At 41.1% G+C, this 14763-nt stretch carries 14 protein-coding genes and 1 other RNA gene; 10 read left to right on the plus strand and 5 right to left on the minus strand.

Annotated elements, in window-relative coordinates; all coding sequences use genetic code 11:
- Nucleotides 1-78 precede the first annotated feature (78 nt).
- From A7968_RS06065 to A7968_RS06075, 3 genes are all read left to right on the plus strand, one after another.
- Nucleotides 79-423: a 5-carboxymethyl-2-hydroxymuconate Delta-isomerase gene (locus A7968_RS06065; RefSeq protein WP_064665680.1), complete on the plus strand. Its 345-nt coding sequence runs from the start codon at nt 79-81 to the stop codon at nt 421-423.
- A 75-nt stretch (nt 424-498) separates the two neighbouring features.
- On the plus strand, nt 499-912 hold the full coding sequence (locus A7968_RS06070; RefSeq protein WP_064665681.1) for a DUF4019 domain-containing protein: 414 nt from the start codon (nt 499-501) through the stop codon (nt 910-912).
- Nucleotides 913-921: 9 nt separating this feature from the next.
- Nucleotides 922-1359, plus strand: a complete 438-nt coding sequence (locus A7968_RS06075; RefSeq protein WP_064665682.1) for a hypothetical protein — start codon at nt 922-924, stop codon at nt 1357-1359.
- 49 nt (nt 1360-1408) lie between these two features.
- On the opposite strand, the gene A7968_RS06080 is transcribed toward A7968_RS06075, so the two are convergent.
- On the minus strand, nt 1409-1849 hold the full coding sequence (locus tag A7968_RS06080) for a hypothetical protein (protein ID WP_064665683.1): 441 nt from the start codon (nt 1847-1849) through the stop codon (nt 1409-1411).
- 406 nt (nt 1850-2255) lie between these two features.
- Here A7968_RS06080 and A7968_RS06085 point away from each other — a divergent pair, with 406 nt between their 5' ends.
- Nucleotides 2256-2447 (plus strand): DUF3185 family protein, encoded by a 192-nt coding sequence (locus A7968_RS06085; protein WP_064665684.1) that lies wholly within the window; start codon nt 2256-2258, stop codon nt 2445-2447.
- A 23-nt stretch (nt 2448-2470) separates the two neighbouring features.
- Here A7968_RS06085 and A7968_RS06090 read toward each other — a convergent pair whose 3' ends face one another.
- Complete coding sequence (locus A7968_RS06090; protein WP_064665685.1) at nt 2471-3361, minus strand: LysR substrate-binding domain-containing protein; 891 nt, start codon at nt 3359-3361, stop codon at nt 2471-2473.
- A 149-nt stretch (nt 3362-3510) separates the two neighbouring features.
- On the opposite strand from A7968_RS06090, the gene A7968_RS06095 reads away from it, so the two are divergent.
- The gene (locus tag A7968_RS06095) at nt 3511-4434 is read left to right on the plus strand and encodes a DMT family transporter (RefSeq protein WP_064665686.1); all 924 of its coding nucleotides are present in this window, start codon (nt 3511-3513) and stop codon (nt 4432-4434) included.
- Nucleotides 4435-4446: 12 nt separating this feature from the next.
- On the opposite strand, the gene ssrS is transcribed toward A7968_RS06095, so the two are convergent.
- A non-coding RNA gene (gene ssrS / locus A7968_RS06100) (6S RNA) lies at nt 4447-4630 on the minus strand.
- A 195-nt stretch (nt 4631-4825) separates the two neighbouring features.
- Here ssrS and A7968_RS06105 point away from each other — a divergent pair.
- Genes A7968_RS06105 through A7968_RS06120 form a run of 4 tightly spaced genes read left to right on the plus strand, consistent with a single transcriptional unit; the run spans nt 4826 to nt 9102 of the window.
- Nucleotides 4826-5389, plus strand: a complete 564-nt coding sequence (locus A7968_RS06105; RefSeq protein WP_064665922.1) for a UPF0149 family protein — start codon at nt 4826-4828, stop codon at nt 5387-5389.
- 31 nt (nt 5390-5420) lie between these two features.
- Nucleotides 5421-6746 (plus strand): Xaa-Pro aminopeptidase, encoded by a 1326-nt coding sequence (gene pepP / locus A7968_RS06110; RefSeq protein WP_064665687.1) that lies wholly within the window; start codon nt 5421-5423, stop codon nt 6744-6746.
- Nucleotides 6747-6754: 8 nt separating this feature from the next.
- Entirely contained in the window at nt 6755-7939 is a 1185-nt protein-coding gene (gene ubiH / locus A7968_RS06115) for a 2-octaprenyl-6-methoxyphenyl hydroxylase (protein WP_064665688.1), read from the plus strand.
- Nucleotides 7936-9102, plus strand: coding sequence for an FAD-dependent monooxygenase (locus A7968_RS06120; RefSeq protein ID WP_064665689.1), 1167 nt, complete (start codon nt 7936-7938; stop codon nt 9100-9102). Before ubiH ends, A7968_RS06120 begins: the two co-directional genes overlap by 4 nt.
- An 11-nt stretch (nt 9103-9113) precedes the next feature.
- Here A7968_RS06120 and A7968_RS06125 read toward each other — a convergent pair whose 3' ends face one another.
- On the minus strand, nt 9114-9983 hold the full coding sequence (locus A7968_RS06125; RefSeq protein ID WP_064665690.1) for a helix-turn-helix domain-containing protein: 870 nt from the start codon (nt 9981-9983) through the stop codon (nt 9114-9116).
- 763 nt (nt 9984-10746) lie between these two features.
- Between A7968_RS06125 and nagP the strand changes: the two genes are divergently transcribed.
- Nucleotides 10747-12048 carry an N-acetylglucosamine MFS transporter NagP gene (nagP, locus tag A7968_RS06130; RefSeq protein WP_064665691.1) on the plus strand — a complete coding sequence of 434 codons (1302 nt, stop codon included), beginning with the start codon at nt 10747-10749 and terminating at the stop codon, nt 12046-12048.
- 306 nt (nt 12049-12354) lie between these two features.
- Here the strand turns inward: nagP and A7968_RS06135 are convergent, their stop codons facing one another.
- The gene (locus A7968_RS06135; protein ID WP_064665692.1) at nt 12355-14505 is read right to left on the minus strand and encodes a TonB-dependent receptor family protein; all 2151 of its coding nucleotides are present in this window, start codon (nt 14503-14505) and stop codon (nt 12355-12357) included.
- Between the last annotated feature and the right edge of the window lie 258 nt (nt 14506-14763).

The raw sequence follows: 14763 nt of genomic DNA on the forward strand, positions 1-14763 counted from the left end.
ATTATAAAAGAGTGTTTTATAGTTTAATAAGAGCTAGGCTAAAAGGCTTAGTCATACGCATAAACAAGGAGTTATTTAATGCCACATTTTATTGTCGATTGTTCGCAGAGTATCTTGGCTTACCATGATGAAGATACTATTAATGAACAAATTCATCATACTGCAAACGCATCTGGATTGTTTGCTGAGCACGAAATTAAAGCCAGAGTAAACCCTTATAAAAACTATTTAGTGGGTAACAAACGAGATGAGTTTATCCACGTATTTACTCATATAATGCAAGGACGAACAACACTTCAAAAAGCTGAATTATCAAAAGCGATTGTGACTAAACTTACTCAGTTGTTTCCACATATTGATAATATTGCAATGAATGTCAGTGACTTTGAAAAGGCCACTTATTGTAATAAAAGCCAGCTTTAGCTTGGAGATTTTCATAATGCGCTGGTTTATGGCAAAGTTATAGCGTAATCGTCGGCAAAAATAGTAGGACTTAAAATGAAGAATATAATTGCTGTTTTATGTTTATTTATAAGCACATTCACTGGAGCGCAAACATTAAAGGTTGTTGATGTTGCAACAGAAATCGCCCCAGCGACTAGCTGGTTAGAAGTGATTGATAGTGGAAAATACGCAAATAGTTGGCAACAGGCGGGGGCGTTTTTTCAAGAAAATGTACCAGAAGCGCTTTGGGTTTCTAAGTTAGAGCAAGTTCGTACTCCGCTTGGTGCTGTTCAATCTCGCCAAGGTGTTAGCCGTCAAGTGTTAAGCTCGATCCCACAATTACCTGACGGTGAGTATGTGATTTTAGAGTTTCAAACTGATTTTGCAAATAAAGCGGGCTCTATTGAAACGGTTACCTTAAAAAAATCAGCTCAGCAGTGGCAAGTAATAGGCTACTTCATTCAATAAGGCCATAAAATGAGTATCGCTATTTCGTTGTCGGAATATGTTAAGAAACGAACTGGTGTGGCGCTGGGAGCCTCAGGTTCAATGCGTAATATGCTCGAGCGCTCGCTTGGTGCCCCTTCGTTTTATGTCTTTTGGCGTTATTGGAACCCAATTTGGAGCTACTATTTATCACGCTTCGTGATGAAACCAATAGCCGATTTTTTACCTAATTGGTGTGCGGTATTAGTGACGTTTGCTGTTAGTGGGGCACTGCATGATTTGGCTGTAATGCTTATTAAGTGGCAGTTTATTTACTTCTTTACGCCGTGGTTTATCTTAATGGGCGGATGTGCGCTGCTAAGCGTGCAATTTAAACTCAGTTTCCCCAAGCTTCCTTGGTTAGCAAGGGCTGCTATAAATTTGATTTATATTGTGGGGAGTTTTTTTCTTATGAATTTATTATTTTAATTTCAATGTGTTAATGCCTTACACTGGATTACGTGCAAGGCATAGAACATTACTTCTTGCCTGTCAGCTCTTCAACAATGGCATTCATCTCTAGTGGCATTTGCGCCAAAATAGCATCTTGGTCATTGCCTAAAACCAGATCTTTTTCAATGTAAGAAATAACTTCTAAATTTTTCACATTGATAATACCGCCAAACGCTGTAACGCGTCTTACACCTGGCACTGGAATACCGCCAGTGCTATCTACGTGCAGTACAATAACGTTTTCAAAAGAGAAGTTTTTGTCTTTGATCGCTAAACCTACTTCGGAATCGTTGCCTGGTACGCCATGCAATGAAACTGGAAAGATCATTGCTGGGTTAGTGGTTGAAAACTCAACGGGTAGGTCATATTTGTCGTTTGTTTTAAGTTCTGTTGATACACAGCCAGTTAAAGCAAGTGTTGCTGCAAGAGAAATTGTTGCAACGGTTTTCTTTAGATAAGCATTCATAAGAGGTCCTTTTTGATGTTGTAGTGCTTCCTAGGGCGGCGATTATACAAATGGTTGCTATTTAAGCAATGCGTAAATTTAGCTATGAAAAATGCAGCTGATTTTTTACTTTTATAAGCGCAATGAATAAAGCTACAGGTTAAGATGTTTAGGGTACAAAAGGCATGCTTTGTTGCTGATACAGGGATGGTTCGAACAAAGTGAAAAATATTCAATAATTGTGTTTTATTATAGTGTAACGCTATGTTTTTGCTGGAATTATACGAGGTTGCACACGTTAAGGTGAGCAAACTCTATTTATCTTTGTAAAGAGTGCATTGGTTTAAATTGCTACTTTAATTTTGCTTTAATCAATGCCATAGCGTATTTTTAGATATTCTTAACGTTGAGTTTTATAGGAATTCAAATGAATAAAATAATTGGTATTGCGCTGATCTGTATTGGTGTTGCATTAGCTTTTTGGGGTTATGACGTCTATGACTCAGCAAGTTCGCAAATTACCCGCACTTTAAATGGCGAAACTCCGCTTGAAGCGTGGGCGGCCATGGTTGGTGGGGCTGTGTGTATTGTATTTGGTGCATTTAAAGTAAAAGGGTAACTTTTTTATTGGGCTACTCGCTTTTATTCATCATTAAACTGCAGTTTTAGCCATTGTTTGAGCTGCAGTATATTCGCATTTTCAGCCTTTCCTTTTGCGCTCACGAAGTGAAATTGTTGGTATGGATTCAAAATAGGCTCACCTATTTGCACTAGCATGCCATGTTTAATATCATCTTTTACAAACTGTTTATGGGTAACCACTATACCTAATTGGCGCATAGCCGCTTGTGTTGCTTGCACCGATATACTAAAAGTTAAGTTTTTATGCTGTTGTGGCATGGCTAACTTTTGGGCGTCGCACCAGACTTGCCAATCGGTATAGCGACGTGGGTTTTCGACAAAAATTGCAGGGTATTTACTCAGCATTGTTTGTAGATTTTGCGTTGGATCGAGTAGTTGTGGGCTACACACTAAAATTAGCTCGTCATCACCTAACTTTTCACACGCGTAGTTAGTCCAATCTTTGGCATTGCCATGAATTAATGCAACATCAACTCCTTGCTGCTCTAAATTAAACTCACCAACCAAATTTGATAAACGTACATCGAGCTCTGGCGCGTAAGCTTGTAACTCAGCGACGCGGGGGATCCACCAATGTAGCGCCATAGAATTAACCATATTTAAGGTTAAATAGTTATCTGTTTGCGTTTGCGATGCTTCATCACTGGCGGCAATAATCTCATTAAGCGCGGGCTGTACTCGTTGATAATAGCGTTTGCCCGTGCTGTTTAACTCAACTCGGCGACCCACTCGGTTAAACAGAGTTGTATTGAGCTGCGATTCAAGCGACTTAATCGCTTGGCTTACCGCTGAGTGACTTATATGTAGCTGCTCTGCAGCAAGTACCATGCTGCCTGTTTGCGCTACTGCCACAAAACTATGCAGTGATTTTAATGGGATTGAATGAGCCATATCGTCTCTTTATTAAGTTTTACTTACAGGTTTGTGCACTATTACTCGCTTTTTAATTGTACGCTTTCACGCTACTTTAGCGGCCAAACTTATCTTAAGCTTATTATTCTCAATATAAAACGTATTTAGTTATTGAGGAAGGGGTTGTTATGGCGACTATATTACGGCCCAGTATATTTATGCTGTTGTCCACATTTACTTTAGCGTTGAATGGCTTGTTATCAAAATTTTTAACGATTCATTTTAGTGACGCTATTTTAGTTATGCTGCGTTTACTCATTCCCGCCTTGGTGATGCTGTTGTTGGCGATGGCTAGCCATTGGGTTATGCCAAACCAAGCTGCTTGGCGTGCATTTACCCTACGGGCAATTTTTATTGCCAGCTGTCAAAGCTGTTTTATGTTGGCGCTGAGCTATTTAAGCTTAATCGAAGCGGTGGTGTTATTTAGTACCGGGCCATTATTTATCCCGCTGCTGGAGCGGTTTTTCTATAAAACCAAGATTAGTAGGCTAGTAATGCCGACTTTAATAGTGATGATAATTGGTGTGGTAATGCAAAACTTAACTACACAAGGGATCATTTGGCGATGGGAGCTTTTAATTGGCTTAGCGGCAGGGGTTTTTAATGGCTGCTCGCAAGTTGCCTTATTCAGAGCCAGTAAAATTAATTTACCAGTGCTGGTGATCAACGGCTGGTGTTTTGCGATTGCCGCATTATTGGTATTGCCGATAATGCTGATGTTTACAGAGCAATATGAGTACCAGCAGAGTGTGCAATTACTTACAAATATTGAACAAGGGATCCCGTTGTTATTACTATTTTTGGGGTTGTCGACGGCGTCCACGCAATTTTTTCGCTCTAAAGCATATCGATTAGTAGATTCAAACTCAGAGCTTGCACCGCTTATCTATACTAATTTAATTTTTGCGATGATGTTTCAATTAATATTTTTTGATACATCAATGAGTTTAATGCAAATATTAGGAACTGGATTGATAGTGCTTGCGACATTATTAAACACATTTGCGCCGTATTATTTTAAACGGATTCAAGTACAAAAAGGAATAATCTGAAAGGAGTTGAAGGTGTTCCCCAAGTATGCGGCACTCGGTATCAATCCTGAAACCATAAGGTCTCAGGGCGGGGATCTGCGGTTTGCCGTAGGCTTCTCGGTACATGCCGAGCTTGCACAATAGCAGACGAACAGAAACCCTAACATAAAATTTATCGGCTCAGGGACTTAACCAAGCTCCAACACCCTAGGGAACGACTTAAGTATATAAGACATAATCCAATCCTTACACCCCAAATTGAAAAAACTTATACTGCTTGCTTGCTTTTTCAACGCTGGTAACGGCACATTTACTTTTTGGATTGCTTTTTGACCTCAATCATACTTTTCATTGGAGTTGCCATTTATCGAGTGGTAGCATTAACTTAATTAGCCAAGTGAAAGATGCCAGCATGAACGAATTACCAGATTACCAACAAGCTCAATTATTACTTGAGAAGAACGAAATTTTTGTTACTCCAGCAGAGGCCCACGGTGTGATCAGTGGGTTACTCGCCTGTGGTTTGAACATTGAAGCCAAAGAATACTTAGGCTTATTAAGCGATGTGTTTAACGATGGCCAGTCATTTAGTCATGACTTAAAAGAATTTTTTGCTGTGATTTATAAGCAAGTAGTTGCCAGCTTTAACGACGAAGAGTTTCAATTTGATTTATTTTTACCAAGTGATGATGAAACCTTAGTTGATCAAGCCAATGGTTTAGTATCGTGGGTAGCCGGATTTATGCTGGGTTTTGGTTTAAAGCAAAAAGATTACGGCACACTGTCGGCTGACGTCAAAGAAGTGATCAGCGATTTTAGCGAAATAACTCGCCTCGATACCATGTTTGATGAAACCGAAGAAGATAGCCAAGCACTGCATGAAGTGATTGAGTATGTGCGTGTATCGGCATTACTTTGTTTTGCAGAGCTTGGCAAAGAGCAAGCACCAGCAAGCACTAAAAAAACACTTCACTAAGTTAAAATTAACAGTATAAACAGGGTTTATGATGCCAACAGTGAGTATTGAAAAAGCTGAATTTAAAGCACGCCGCGAACGTTTATTAGCGATGATGGAGCCAAATAGCGTGGCTATCATCCCTGCTGCGAATGAAGTAACTCGCAGCCGTGATACCGAATATGCATTTCGTCAAGATAGCGATTTCTATTACCTAACTGGCTTCAATGAACCTGACGCTATTTTAGTGCTCTGCCCAAGCAGTGAGACACCCAGTACACTGTTTTGTTTAAATAAAGACAAATTAGCTGAAATTTGGCATGGTCGTCGTATTGGTTTTGAAAAAGCAAAAACAGAGTATTTATTCGACCAAACCTGTGCGCTGACTGAACTAGATGAGCAATTATTGAATTTGGTGAACGGCCAGCAGATTTTATTTTATGCGCAGGGGACTTATCCGCAGTTTGATGACAAAGTGTGGGGGCTGTTAAATACTCTACGCGGCGCGCCTAAAAAAGGCTACAAAGCACCGCATACAATTAAAGATATTCGTGGCTTAGTTCATGAAATGCGCTTGTTTAAATCACCTGCAGAAGTGGCAATTATGCGCAGAGCATGTGAGATCAGTGCGCAAGGTCATATTCGTGCTATGCAGTTTGCAACACCCAGCGCCACAGAATACCAATTAGAAGCGGAACTACACCACCATTATGCTATGCATGGAGCTCGTCATCCGGCATATGGCACTATTGTAGGCGGTGGTGATAACGCGAATATTTTACACTACACCGCAAACAGCGACACACTTAATGACGGTGATCTAGTATTGATTGACTCAGGTGCTGAGCTGCAAGGTTATGCGGCAGATATTACGCGCACCTTTCCTATCAATGGCAGATTTAGTGAACCTCAAGCACAGTTGTATAATATTGTACTTGCGGCACAAGAAGCGGCATTTACAGAAGTTAAACCCGGCGGCAGCTTATCTAAAGCCAACCAATTAGCGATGACGGTTCTAACTCAAGGCTTACTGGATTTGGGTATTTTGCAAGGTGAATTACAAGAGTTACTTGATAATCAAGCTTGTAAAGCATTTTATATGCATGGCTTGGGTCATTGGCTTGGCCTTGATGTACACGATGTTGGTGACTACAAGCAAGATGAAAAAGAGCGCCCATTTGCACCGGGTATGGTGCTTACAATTGAGCCTGGCTTGTATATTGCGCTAGATGCCAAAGCGCCTGAGCAATATAAAGGCATTGGTATTCGTATTGAAGATAACCTCTTAGTGACCGAGCAAGGTCATGAAAATTTAACCGCTAGCGTGCCAAAAAGCATTAGTGAAATAGAGGCCGTGATAAACATGGGCAAATGCTAGGAGCAACCGTGGCAAAGCAGTTTGATGTAGTCATTATTGGTGGCGGCTTAGCCGGCGCTAGCTGTTCCTTGAGTTTAGCCAAATCAGCACCTGAGCTGAATATTGCTGTTATTGAAGCGCACCAACCTAGTGGCGACCACCACCCCAGCTTTGATGATCGCAGCATTGCACTGGCGCAGCAATCAGTGCAATTTTTACGACAGCTTAATTTATTTGACCCCACAGCAAGTTTTTCCGCAGCAATAAAAAAAGTGACGGTTTCAGATCGTGGCCACTTTGGTAAAACCCATATTGATTGCCAAGAATTCGACCAACCAGCATTAGGCTACGTGGTTGAAGTTAATCCATTTGGCCGCTCTTTACACCAGTTGTTAACACACTCCAAGGTTGAGCTTTTTTGTCCCGACAGTGTGGCCAGTTTAAGTTACCAGCAAGACTACGCCGCGATAACTCTGAACTCTGGGCAGCAAATTCAAGCTGCTTTAGTGGTTATTGCTGACGGCGCGCAGTCATCTACACGACAATTAGCTAACCTTAATTTTACCACTGAGCCTTATTCACAAGGGGCAATAATTGCCAATATTGAAGTTGAAAGTGGTCACCATAATCATGCTTTTGAACGCTTTACGGAGCAGGGCCCAATGGCACTTTTGCCAATGAGTAATAACCGTTATTCATTGGTGTGGTGCATGGAGCCACAGCAAGTGAGTGAGCAGATGTCACTCGCTGACGACGCGTTTTTAACAGCACTACACACGGCATTTGGTTATCGGGCAGGGCTATTCACTAAAGTCGGTATGCGAGCAAGCTACCCACTGGTATATGGCCGCGCCGAGTCGTTAACTGCGCATCGTACTGTACTGATTGGTAATGCAGGACATGCAATTCATCCTATTGCTGGGCAAGGCTTTAACCTAGGCCTGCGCGATGTACAAGTATTGTGTGACCTTGTTAAAAGCAAACAGCCACTGGGGAGTTATGCATTTACCCGTGAATACGCTAAGCAACGCAGTCAAGACATTGATACTGTGATGACTTTAACCGATGGCTTAGTACGATTGTTTTCAAATAGCTCGCGATTACTCGCTTTGGGCCGCAGTTGTGGCTTATTCTCGATGGATTTATGTTCTTCATTAAAAACCCCACTGGCTAAGCAATTAATGGGGCAAGTAAAACAAGGTAAACGACTATGAAACAGGCGCAAGTATGTGTTGTGGGTGGCGGCTGCGTTGGCTTAACGCTTGCACTAGGGCTGGCAAAAGCAAATATTAGCGTAGTGGTTATTGATGCAGCAGCAAAGCAAGTGTTACCTGGTGCAGATTACGCACTGCGCGTAAGTGCATTAAGCTTAGCCAGCCAAGCATTATTTGAATCACTCAATGTGTGGCCTGAGATCATCGCTCAGCGAGCGCGTGCCTACACCCACATGGATGTTCGTGATCAAGACAGTTTTGGTAAAATTGCCTTTAATAGTACTGAATTAGAGTTACCCCATTTAGGCCATATTGTTGAAAATGATATTATTCGGTATGCGTTGATCAAAGAGCTCGAAAAGCACAGCCAAGCAACATTGATGCTTGATACTCGCTATCAGCAAATTCACCAAAGCGATAACGATGTATTTATTACGCTTGATTCTGGCGAGCCCGTTATAGCGAAATTGCTGGTGGCGGCCGATGGTGCTAATTCAGCAATTCGTAAACAGTTTAATTTGCCGATCACTTTTAAAGATTATGACCACAATGCCATTGTTGCCACGGTAAAAACCGCTGAAGTGCATAACAATACCGCACGACAAATATTCTTGCCTAGCGGGCCATTGGCATTTTTACCATTGCCAGATGAACATAGCCACTCAATCGTTTGGTCAACAACACCTGAGCATTGCCAGCAATTACTGGCAATGGATAATACGCAGTTTAATAAAGCGGTGATGGCAGCCCTTGATGGTCAATGTGGTTTATGTGATGTGCAAAGTGAGCGTGTCGCGTTTCCACTTAAAATGCGTTATGCGCAGAAGTGGCTCAGTGGCAAAGTGATATTAATGGGCGATGCAGCACATACTATTCACCCATTAGCTGGGCTTGGCATGAACTTAGGTTTAAAAGATGCAGCCTATCTAACCCAGTTATTAAGCTCGCAACAGGGCGAGTTTGCCAATGAGCGATTACTTCGCGATTACGAGCGTACTCGCAAACTTGATGCCCAAAAACATATTGCCATGATGCAAGGCTTGAAAGAGTTATTTGCCGGTACTAACCCCATTAAAAAGCTTGTTCGCGGTGTGGGCTTAACTATGGTTGATAACTTAGGCCCAATTAAACAGCTGTTTGCTAAACAAGCGATAGGCAAATAATAAAGCGAGTTTTATACCAGAGATTTTTGTCGTAAGCGCTTTCTAAACTGAGATGGAGTAGAACCCTTTAGTGCAAGAAAGCGCCGATTAAAGTTAGAAATATTCTTAAATCCACACTGATCACTAATGGCGGTAATAGCACGATTCGTGTTGATCAATTCTTTGCAGGCCTTGCCGATCCTCAATTGGTTAATAAACTCAGTTAATGTGCGCTCCATACGCTTTTTAAAAAAGCGATGAAAATGGTTGGTGCTCATATGCGCCATTGTGGCTAGCTGCTCTGCGCTGAGTGATTCTGTATAGTGTTGATAAATATATTCAACCACCTTGTCAAACTTATCTCGCGCTGGATCATTCTGCTCTAAATAATTAAACGTTGAACTTGATAGTGTGCGTGCTTCCCTGTCTTTACTCAATAGGTGCAGCAGCTTAAATAACCCCAAATACTGAGCAAATGGATCCGCTTGCTCAATTTCTTCAAAAATAGCTTTGGCTTTGATTGCAGTGGCTAAGGAAAATTTTGATCCTCTATGTGCAGAAATAAGCATAGGCTCTAGGACTGCAAATTCAGGGTTGCTGGCAACTTGTTGCTGAAGCCATTTTTTTGGAATTTGTGCTACATGTACAACCTGCAAGCTGTCATCGTCATTAACGGATGACTGCCAAGTATGGGGGAGATCTGGACCTAATATGACTAAATCTAATTCTGCATAAGGTGCGATATAATCACCAATATGACAAACACCGCTGCTGTTAAGCGTTAAGCAAATTTCAAATTCGGGATGGTAATGCCAATTAAATGGAATAAAATCAAGAGTGTACTTAAAGTATCGCCATGATGAATTGGAGTTTGGAATAACTTTTTCACACATAGCACGCATTATTTTTCCCTCGTTATAATTATTATTTATTGTGATAAAAACAACTTTTAGCTGGGCAGTCAATATTTATATATAGGTTTTTAGTATTAGCTTAGCGACTTACCTAATTACGGAATGATAGTTGAAAAGTATCACAATCTCATAGCTTAGTGCCGCATAATAATTATTCAAGGTGCAGACTAGAAACTCAATTTAGAGTGGTGATCACACCCTTTGAGTCATTTTGTTTGTATGCCCACGAACTAATTGAGATCACCGCTCTGCTTATAATTTTAGGTAGAACAACAATGAAGTCACATTACTTTATCGTAGCACTAGTGCTGTGCACTTTTTGTTATTTCGTTTATAACTAACTTAACTGCATATGCTGAAACGTGACGCCGGTAAAACACTGCTGACGTCCGTAAAATCATGCACACAAAACCATATATTGGTATGTAAGGGCACTTGTGGTCAGTGGTTTATTTATGATGATGAAAATAAAGTGACTAATCTACTGCACGTTAAAGCTGTAGGTTAGTCGCTTTCGTAAAGGGCGGTCATTACCTCTTTAAGCAATAACCATTTTCAACTTTTCTCAATAGAATAGTGCAACAGTGGTGACTATTTTTTGTTTTTTAAAAATGATAGCGCTGTCATTTTTGTTGGTGTATGATTAATTAAATGTAATAAAAATGGTTTTAGTGTTGCTCAGCCTCGGTTTTAAAGCTTTAACGGTGTAATACTAAAATAAAAAATTAAAATAAATTGTTGGGATATTTTTATGGAAGCAATCGTCGAGTGTGAAGCAAATAGCAAACATAGTATTTGGCTACCAATGACATTGGCAGGCTCAATGTTCTTTATTCTAGGCTGCATAACCTGGTTAAATGGCGCTATTACCCCGTTTTTACAACAAATGCTGGTGCTATCGCCACTGCAAGCTTCGTTCATTATTTCCTCATTTTATATTGCCGTAACAGTCGCTGGCATCCCATCTGCAATGCTTATTAAGCGTGTAGGTTACAAAAATGGTATGGCAATTGGCTGTGCGGTTATGGCTGTGTCTGCCTTGATGTATATTCCTGCCGCTAAAATGCAAATGATCGAAATATTTTTATTCGCACAGTTAATGATAGGTGTAGGGCAAACAATCCTACAAACAGCGGTAAATCCGTATGTTGTTAAAATGGGCTCTGAAAAATCAGCCGCAGTACGTGTGTGTATCATGGGCTTACTGAATAAATTTGCCGGAGTTATCGTGCCTGTTATTTTTGCTGCCGTTGTTGTCAGTGGTGTGGTCGCTGATGGTGAGCAACTCTCGCAAGGGCAAAAAGATGCCATGGCGAATAGCCTTATTTTACCTTATATAGCTATTGCGGGTTTGATCTTTGCGTTTGCAGCATTTGCTAAATTTTCACCATTACCTGATTTAGTTTTTGAAGAGTCAGCAGGTAATGGCAAAGGCGAGGTAAAAGAAGCATTAAAACACCCTCATTTAGTGCTGGGTGTAGTTGGTATCGCTTTATATGTAGCGGTTGAAGTGATTGCCGCAGATACTATTGGCTCGTATGCATTGCAGATTGGTATTGCTGATTATTCAGTGATGACGTCATATACCATGGCGTGTATGTTGATTGGTTACGCCATTGGTATTGCACTTATTCCACGCTTTATGTCGCAGCAAAATGCGTTGGTTATGTCTGGCATTGCAGGCATTGTAACTGTACTTGCAGTGGTAATGGGAAGTAACGATTCGTTTATTATTGCGAACCTGTTGTTAGTGCCGTTTGGTGGCCCAGAGTTGCCAGATCCATTGTTATGCATTGCCTTGCTAGGCTTTGCAAATGCTATGGTTTGGCCAGCAATTTGGCCTTTGGCATTAACTGGCCTAGGTCGTTTAACGGGGACTGCATCGGGCTTACTGATCATGGGTATTGCCGGTGGTGCGTTAGGTCCATTGCTGATTGGCTTAGGTAACGTAGCAGGCCTAGGCGCACAAGGTGCTTACGCCTTGATGATCCCAAGTTACTTATTCATCTTATTCTATGCGCTTAAAGGCCATAAAATGAGAAGCTGGAAGTAGAATTGAGTTGGTGAGTTAGCGAGAGTAAAGTTGGCGAGAGTAAAGTTAGCTAGCTAAGAAAGTTTGTAAGTGAGCAAAAGCGCGGTTTATACCGTGCTTTTTTTATGCCTGTAGGTTCGGCTTTAGCCGAAAAAGTACTGAGGTTTTGGGCTACAGGTCGCTTTAATATAAGCGCCATTTTCGTGATAAATTACCACCAATAAAAAAGCCGTGCTTGACTGAACAAACACGGCTTTTATAATTTTAGCCTTTAGCCTTTAGCCTTTAGCCTTTAGCCTTTAGCCTTTAGCCTTTAGCCTTTAGCCTTTAGAAAGCGTAGCTGTAACCAAGTTGAAGGGTGCGTGGTTTACCTGGTTGAATACCACCATTTGCGCGGTTGGCAATGTAGGTTTTATCAAATAGGTTATCAACGGTTAGGTATACTTTTTGATTGTCATCAATTAAGTATTTAGCGGCTAAATCCCACACTACGCGACTGTCGATTGCATTTAACCCTGTAGGGCTTAAGTTTGCATGTGAGTCAGACACATAACGCATTTGCGTATCAAATACTAAGCTTGAAAACTCAGCACCAAATGATAAGGCAACTTGGTTTTCAGGCACGTAAGGCATTGCATCGCCTTTATTTACTTGACCCCATAGGCCTGATTCAAAATCGTTTTCAAATGTTGAGTCGGTATACGTGTAGGTTAAACGAACAGGGAATGCTGCACTATCAGTCGCAAATGTGCGGCCTGCACTTAATTCAAAGCCTTCAACAGACACTTCACCGTAGTTGTACTGATCGCCAATGCTATCATCGCTACAACCAATAGCAGCTGTACAGTTGCCGTGCATGTTGTCGTAATCAGAATTAAAGTAAATCACTTCACCATTGAAACCTGCGTAATCATAACGACCACCCAGCTCAATGTTTAAGCTTTCTTCTTCTTGTTGATCAGCATTGCCAGGAGCGGCAGGTGCATAACCTTGTTGAATACCGGCAAGTAGTGTCAAGTTGTCGTTAACTGTGTAAGTTGCACCCAGTGATGGCACTAAAATTTCGGTGTCATTACTGATGTCTTTTGTTAAACCATTTTCACGCTTAGGATCAGACTTTGACCATTCTTCGCGAGAAATCGTAATGTCTTCATAACGAAGGCCGGCACTAATCACTAACGCATCAAGTGTCCATTGATCTTGTACAAATAAGGTTGTTGCTTTTGCGCTATCAAAGCGGTTGCTGTCTGAGCCTAGAGCACCTTGACTGGTTAGCGTCATTGATAAGTCTTGGTTTAGTGTGTATTCGTCTTGCCATTGGAAGCGGTCCATTTCATCTTCATGGTAACGCATACCAACAGTAATGTAGTGGTCGCCTGCTGGGATATGTAACTCTGACTGGATCCCTTTTGCTTGGTAATTACGGTTATTGGCTTTTACACCAATACCTTCAATACCTTCACTGGTTGGGTTTGCTTCAAAGTCGCTGTATTTTTCTAAGTCGCTAACGCCAACTTTACTGGCTTTATACCAGTTACGATGAAAGTCATTTAAATAAGCAGTTGCTAAAAACTCATAACCATCACCAAAGCGGTAGGCATAGTTAAGTTGATACGCATTGTGCTGAGTGTTCATTTCATCTTCTTGAGATGCAGCGTAACGACGATATGGTGATTCTTTATAGTCCGCATCAGTAAGGCCCATATAGGTTTCATCAGAGCGCTCATCAGAGTACTTTATTTTCATTTCAAGGTTATGTGCTTCGTTTTCGCCAAAATCAAAACCAAACTTTAGCAATAGATCATTTTTTTCAAAGCCAGTGTTGTCACTGCCTACAGGTAACTCTTTAAAGCCATCCGCGCCGTAACTAAATACTTCAATTAAGCCTGCTGCGTTGTTTTTCTTTTTACCAAAGTAAGCATGGCCTTTGTAAAATCCGTCACTTCCCAGTTCAGCATTAACTAAACCGGTTGAGCCTTCAGTTGGTAAGCTACGTGAAACTAAGTTTAATACGCCACCTGTGGTACGTGGACCATATTTTACAGATGCTGCACCTTTTAATACTTCGATTGACTGCATACGGCCCGCAGTTGGGAAATAGTACGCCGCAGGAGCAGAATAAGGTGCTGGTGCAACCAATACACCGTCTTCCATTACTGCAATTTTATCGTTACGGCCAGTACCTGTACCACGCATACCGATGTTTGGGCGTAGGCCATAGCCGTCTTCTTCTTGGACATACACACCAGGTACAGCGCTTAATACACGCGAGATATCTGTGTATTCAAATTTTTGTAACTCTTCATCACTAATAAAAGTGGCAGAGCCTGGAATATCATTGATAGCAGCGTGTGAGCCAATCACGGTGATCTGTTCAAATGCTTGTTCTTTATCGGTTGCATCTTTAGCGATAGCGCCTGTGCTAAGCGATAAAGTGATAGCTGCAGCAAGTGAAGAAACAATAAACTGAGATTTCATCGAAAGTCCTGTATTTTTATTGAAATAAAATAAATTCCCTAATTTAAACACGGTGAAAAATACGAATCAATGTCATTAAGTATTTTATAGCCTCATTTTCTTGAAAATCAGTGTTTAGTATTGTGTTTCTGTTTTAGGTTTGCTTTATTTTGGTACTAAAGTTTTTTAAAGGGGAAAACCACTATGTACTAGGACGCACCAGCTTTTGCCGAAGGAATTACGGGGGACTATTTATATGGGGTTATCGCAATAAATAGA

Origin of the sequence: Pseudoalteromonas prydzensis, assembly GCF_001661495.1 — a bacterium.
GTDB lineage: Bacteria > Pseudomonadota > Gammaproteobacteria > Enterobacterales > Alteromonadaceae > Pseudoalteromonas > Pseudoalteromonas prydzensis.

Coding starts and splice junctions, on each gene's coding strand:
- A7968_RS06095 (WP_064665686.1), top strand. CDS start 3,511: ATGGCGACTATATTACGGCCCAGTATATTTATGCTGTTGTCCACATTT.
- A7968_RS06120 (WP_064665689.1), top strand. CDS start 7,936: ATGAAACAGGCGCAAGTATGTGTTGTGGGTGGCGGCTGCGTTGGCTTA.
- A7968_RS06135 (WP_064665692.1), bottom strand. CDS start 14,505: ATGAAATCTCAGTTTATTGTTTCTTCACTTGCTGCAGCTATCACTTTA.
- A7968_RS06065 (WP_064665680.1), top strand. CDS start 79: ATGCCACATTTTATTGTCGATTGTTCGCAGAGTATCTTGGCTTACCAT.
- A7968_RS06090 (WP_064665685.1), bottom strand. CDS start 3,361: ATGGCTCATTCAATCCCATTAAAATCACTGCATAGTTTTGTGGCAGTA.
- A7968_RS06080 (WP_064665683.1), bottom strand. CDS start 1,849: ATGAATGCTTATCTAAAGAAAACCGTTGCAACAATTTCTCTTGCAGCA.
- A7968_RS06105 (WP_064665922.1), top strand. CDS start 4,826: ATGAACGAATTACCAGATTACCAACAAGCTCAATTATTACTTGAGAAG.
- pepP (WP_064665687.1), top strand. CDS start 5,421: ATGCCAACAGTGAGTATTGAAAAAGCTGAATTTAAAGCACGCCGCGAA.
- A7968_RS06125 (WP_064665690.1), bottom strand. CDS start 9,983: ATGCGTGCTATGTGTGAAAAAGTTATTCCAAACTCCAATTCATCATGG.
- A7968_RS06075 (WP_064665682.1), top strand. CDS start 922: ATGAGTATCGCTATTTCGTTGTCGGAATATGTTAAGAAACGAACTGGT.
- A7968_RS06070 (WP_064665681.1), top strand. CDS start 499: ATGAAGAATATAATTGCTGTTTTATGTTTATTTATAAGCACATTCACT.
- A7968_RS06085 (WP_064665684.1), top strand. CDS start 2,256: ATGAATAAAATAATTGGTATTGCGCTGATCTGTATTGGTGTTGCATTA.
- nagP (WP_064665691.1), top strand. CDS start 10,747: ATGGAAGCAATCGTCGAGTGTGAAGCAAATAGCAAACATAGTATTTGG.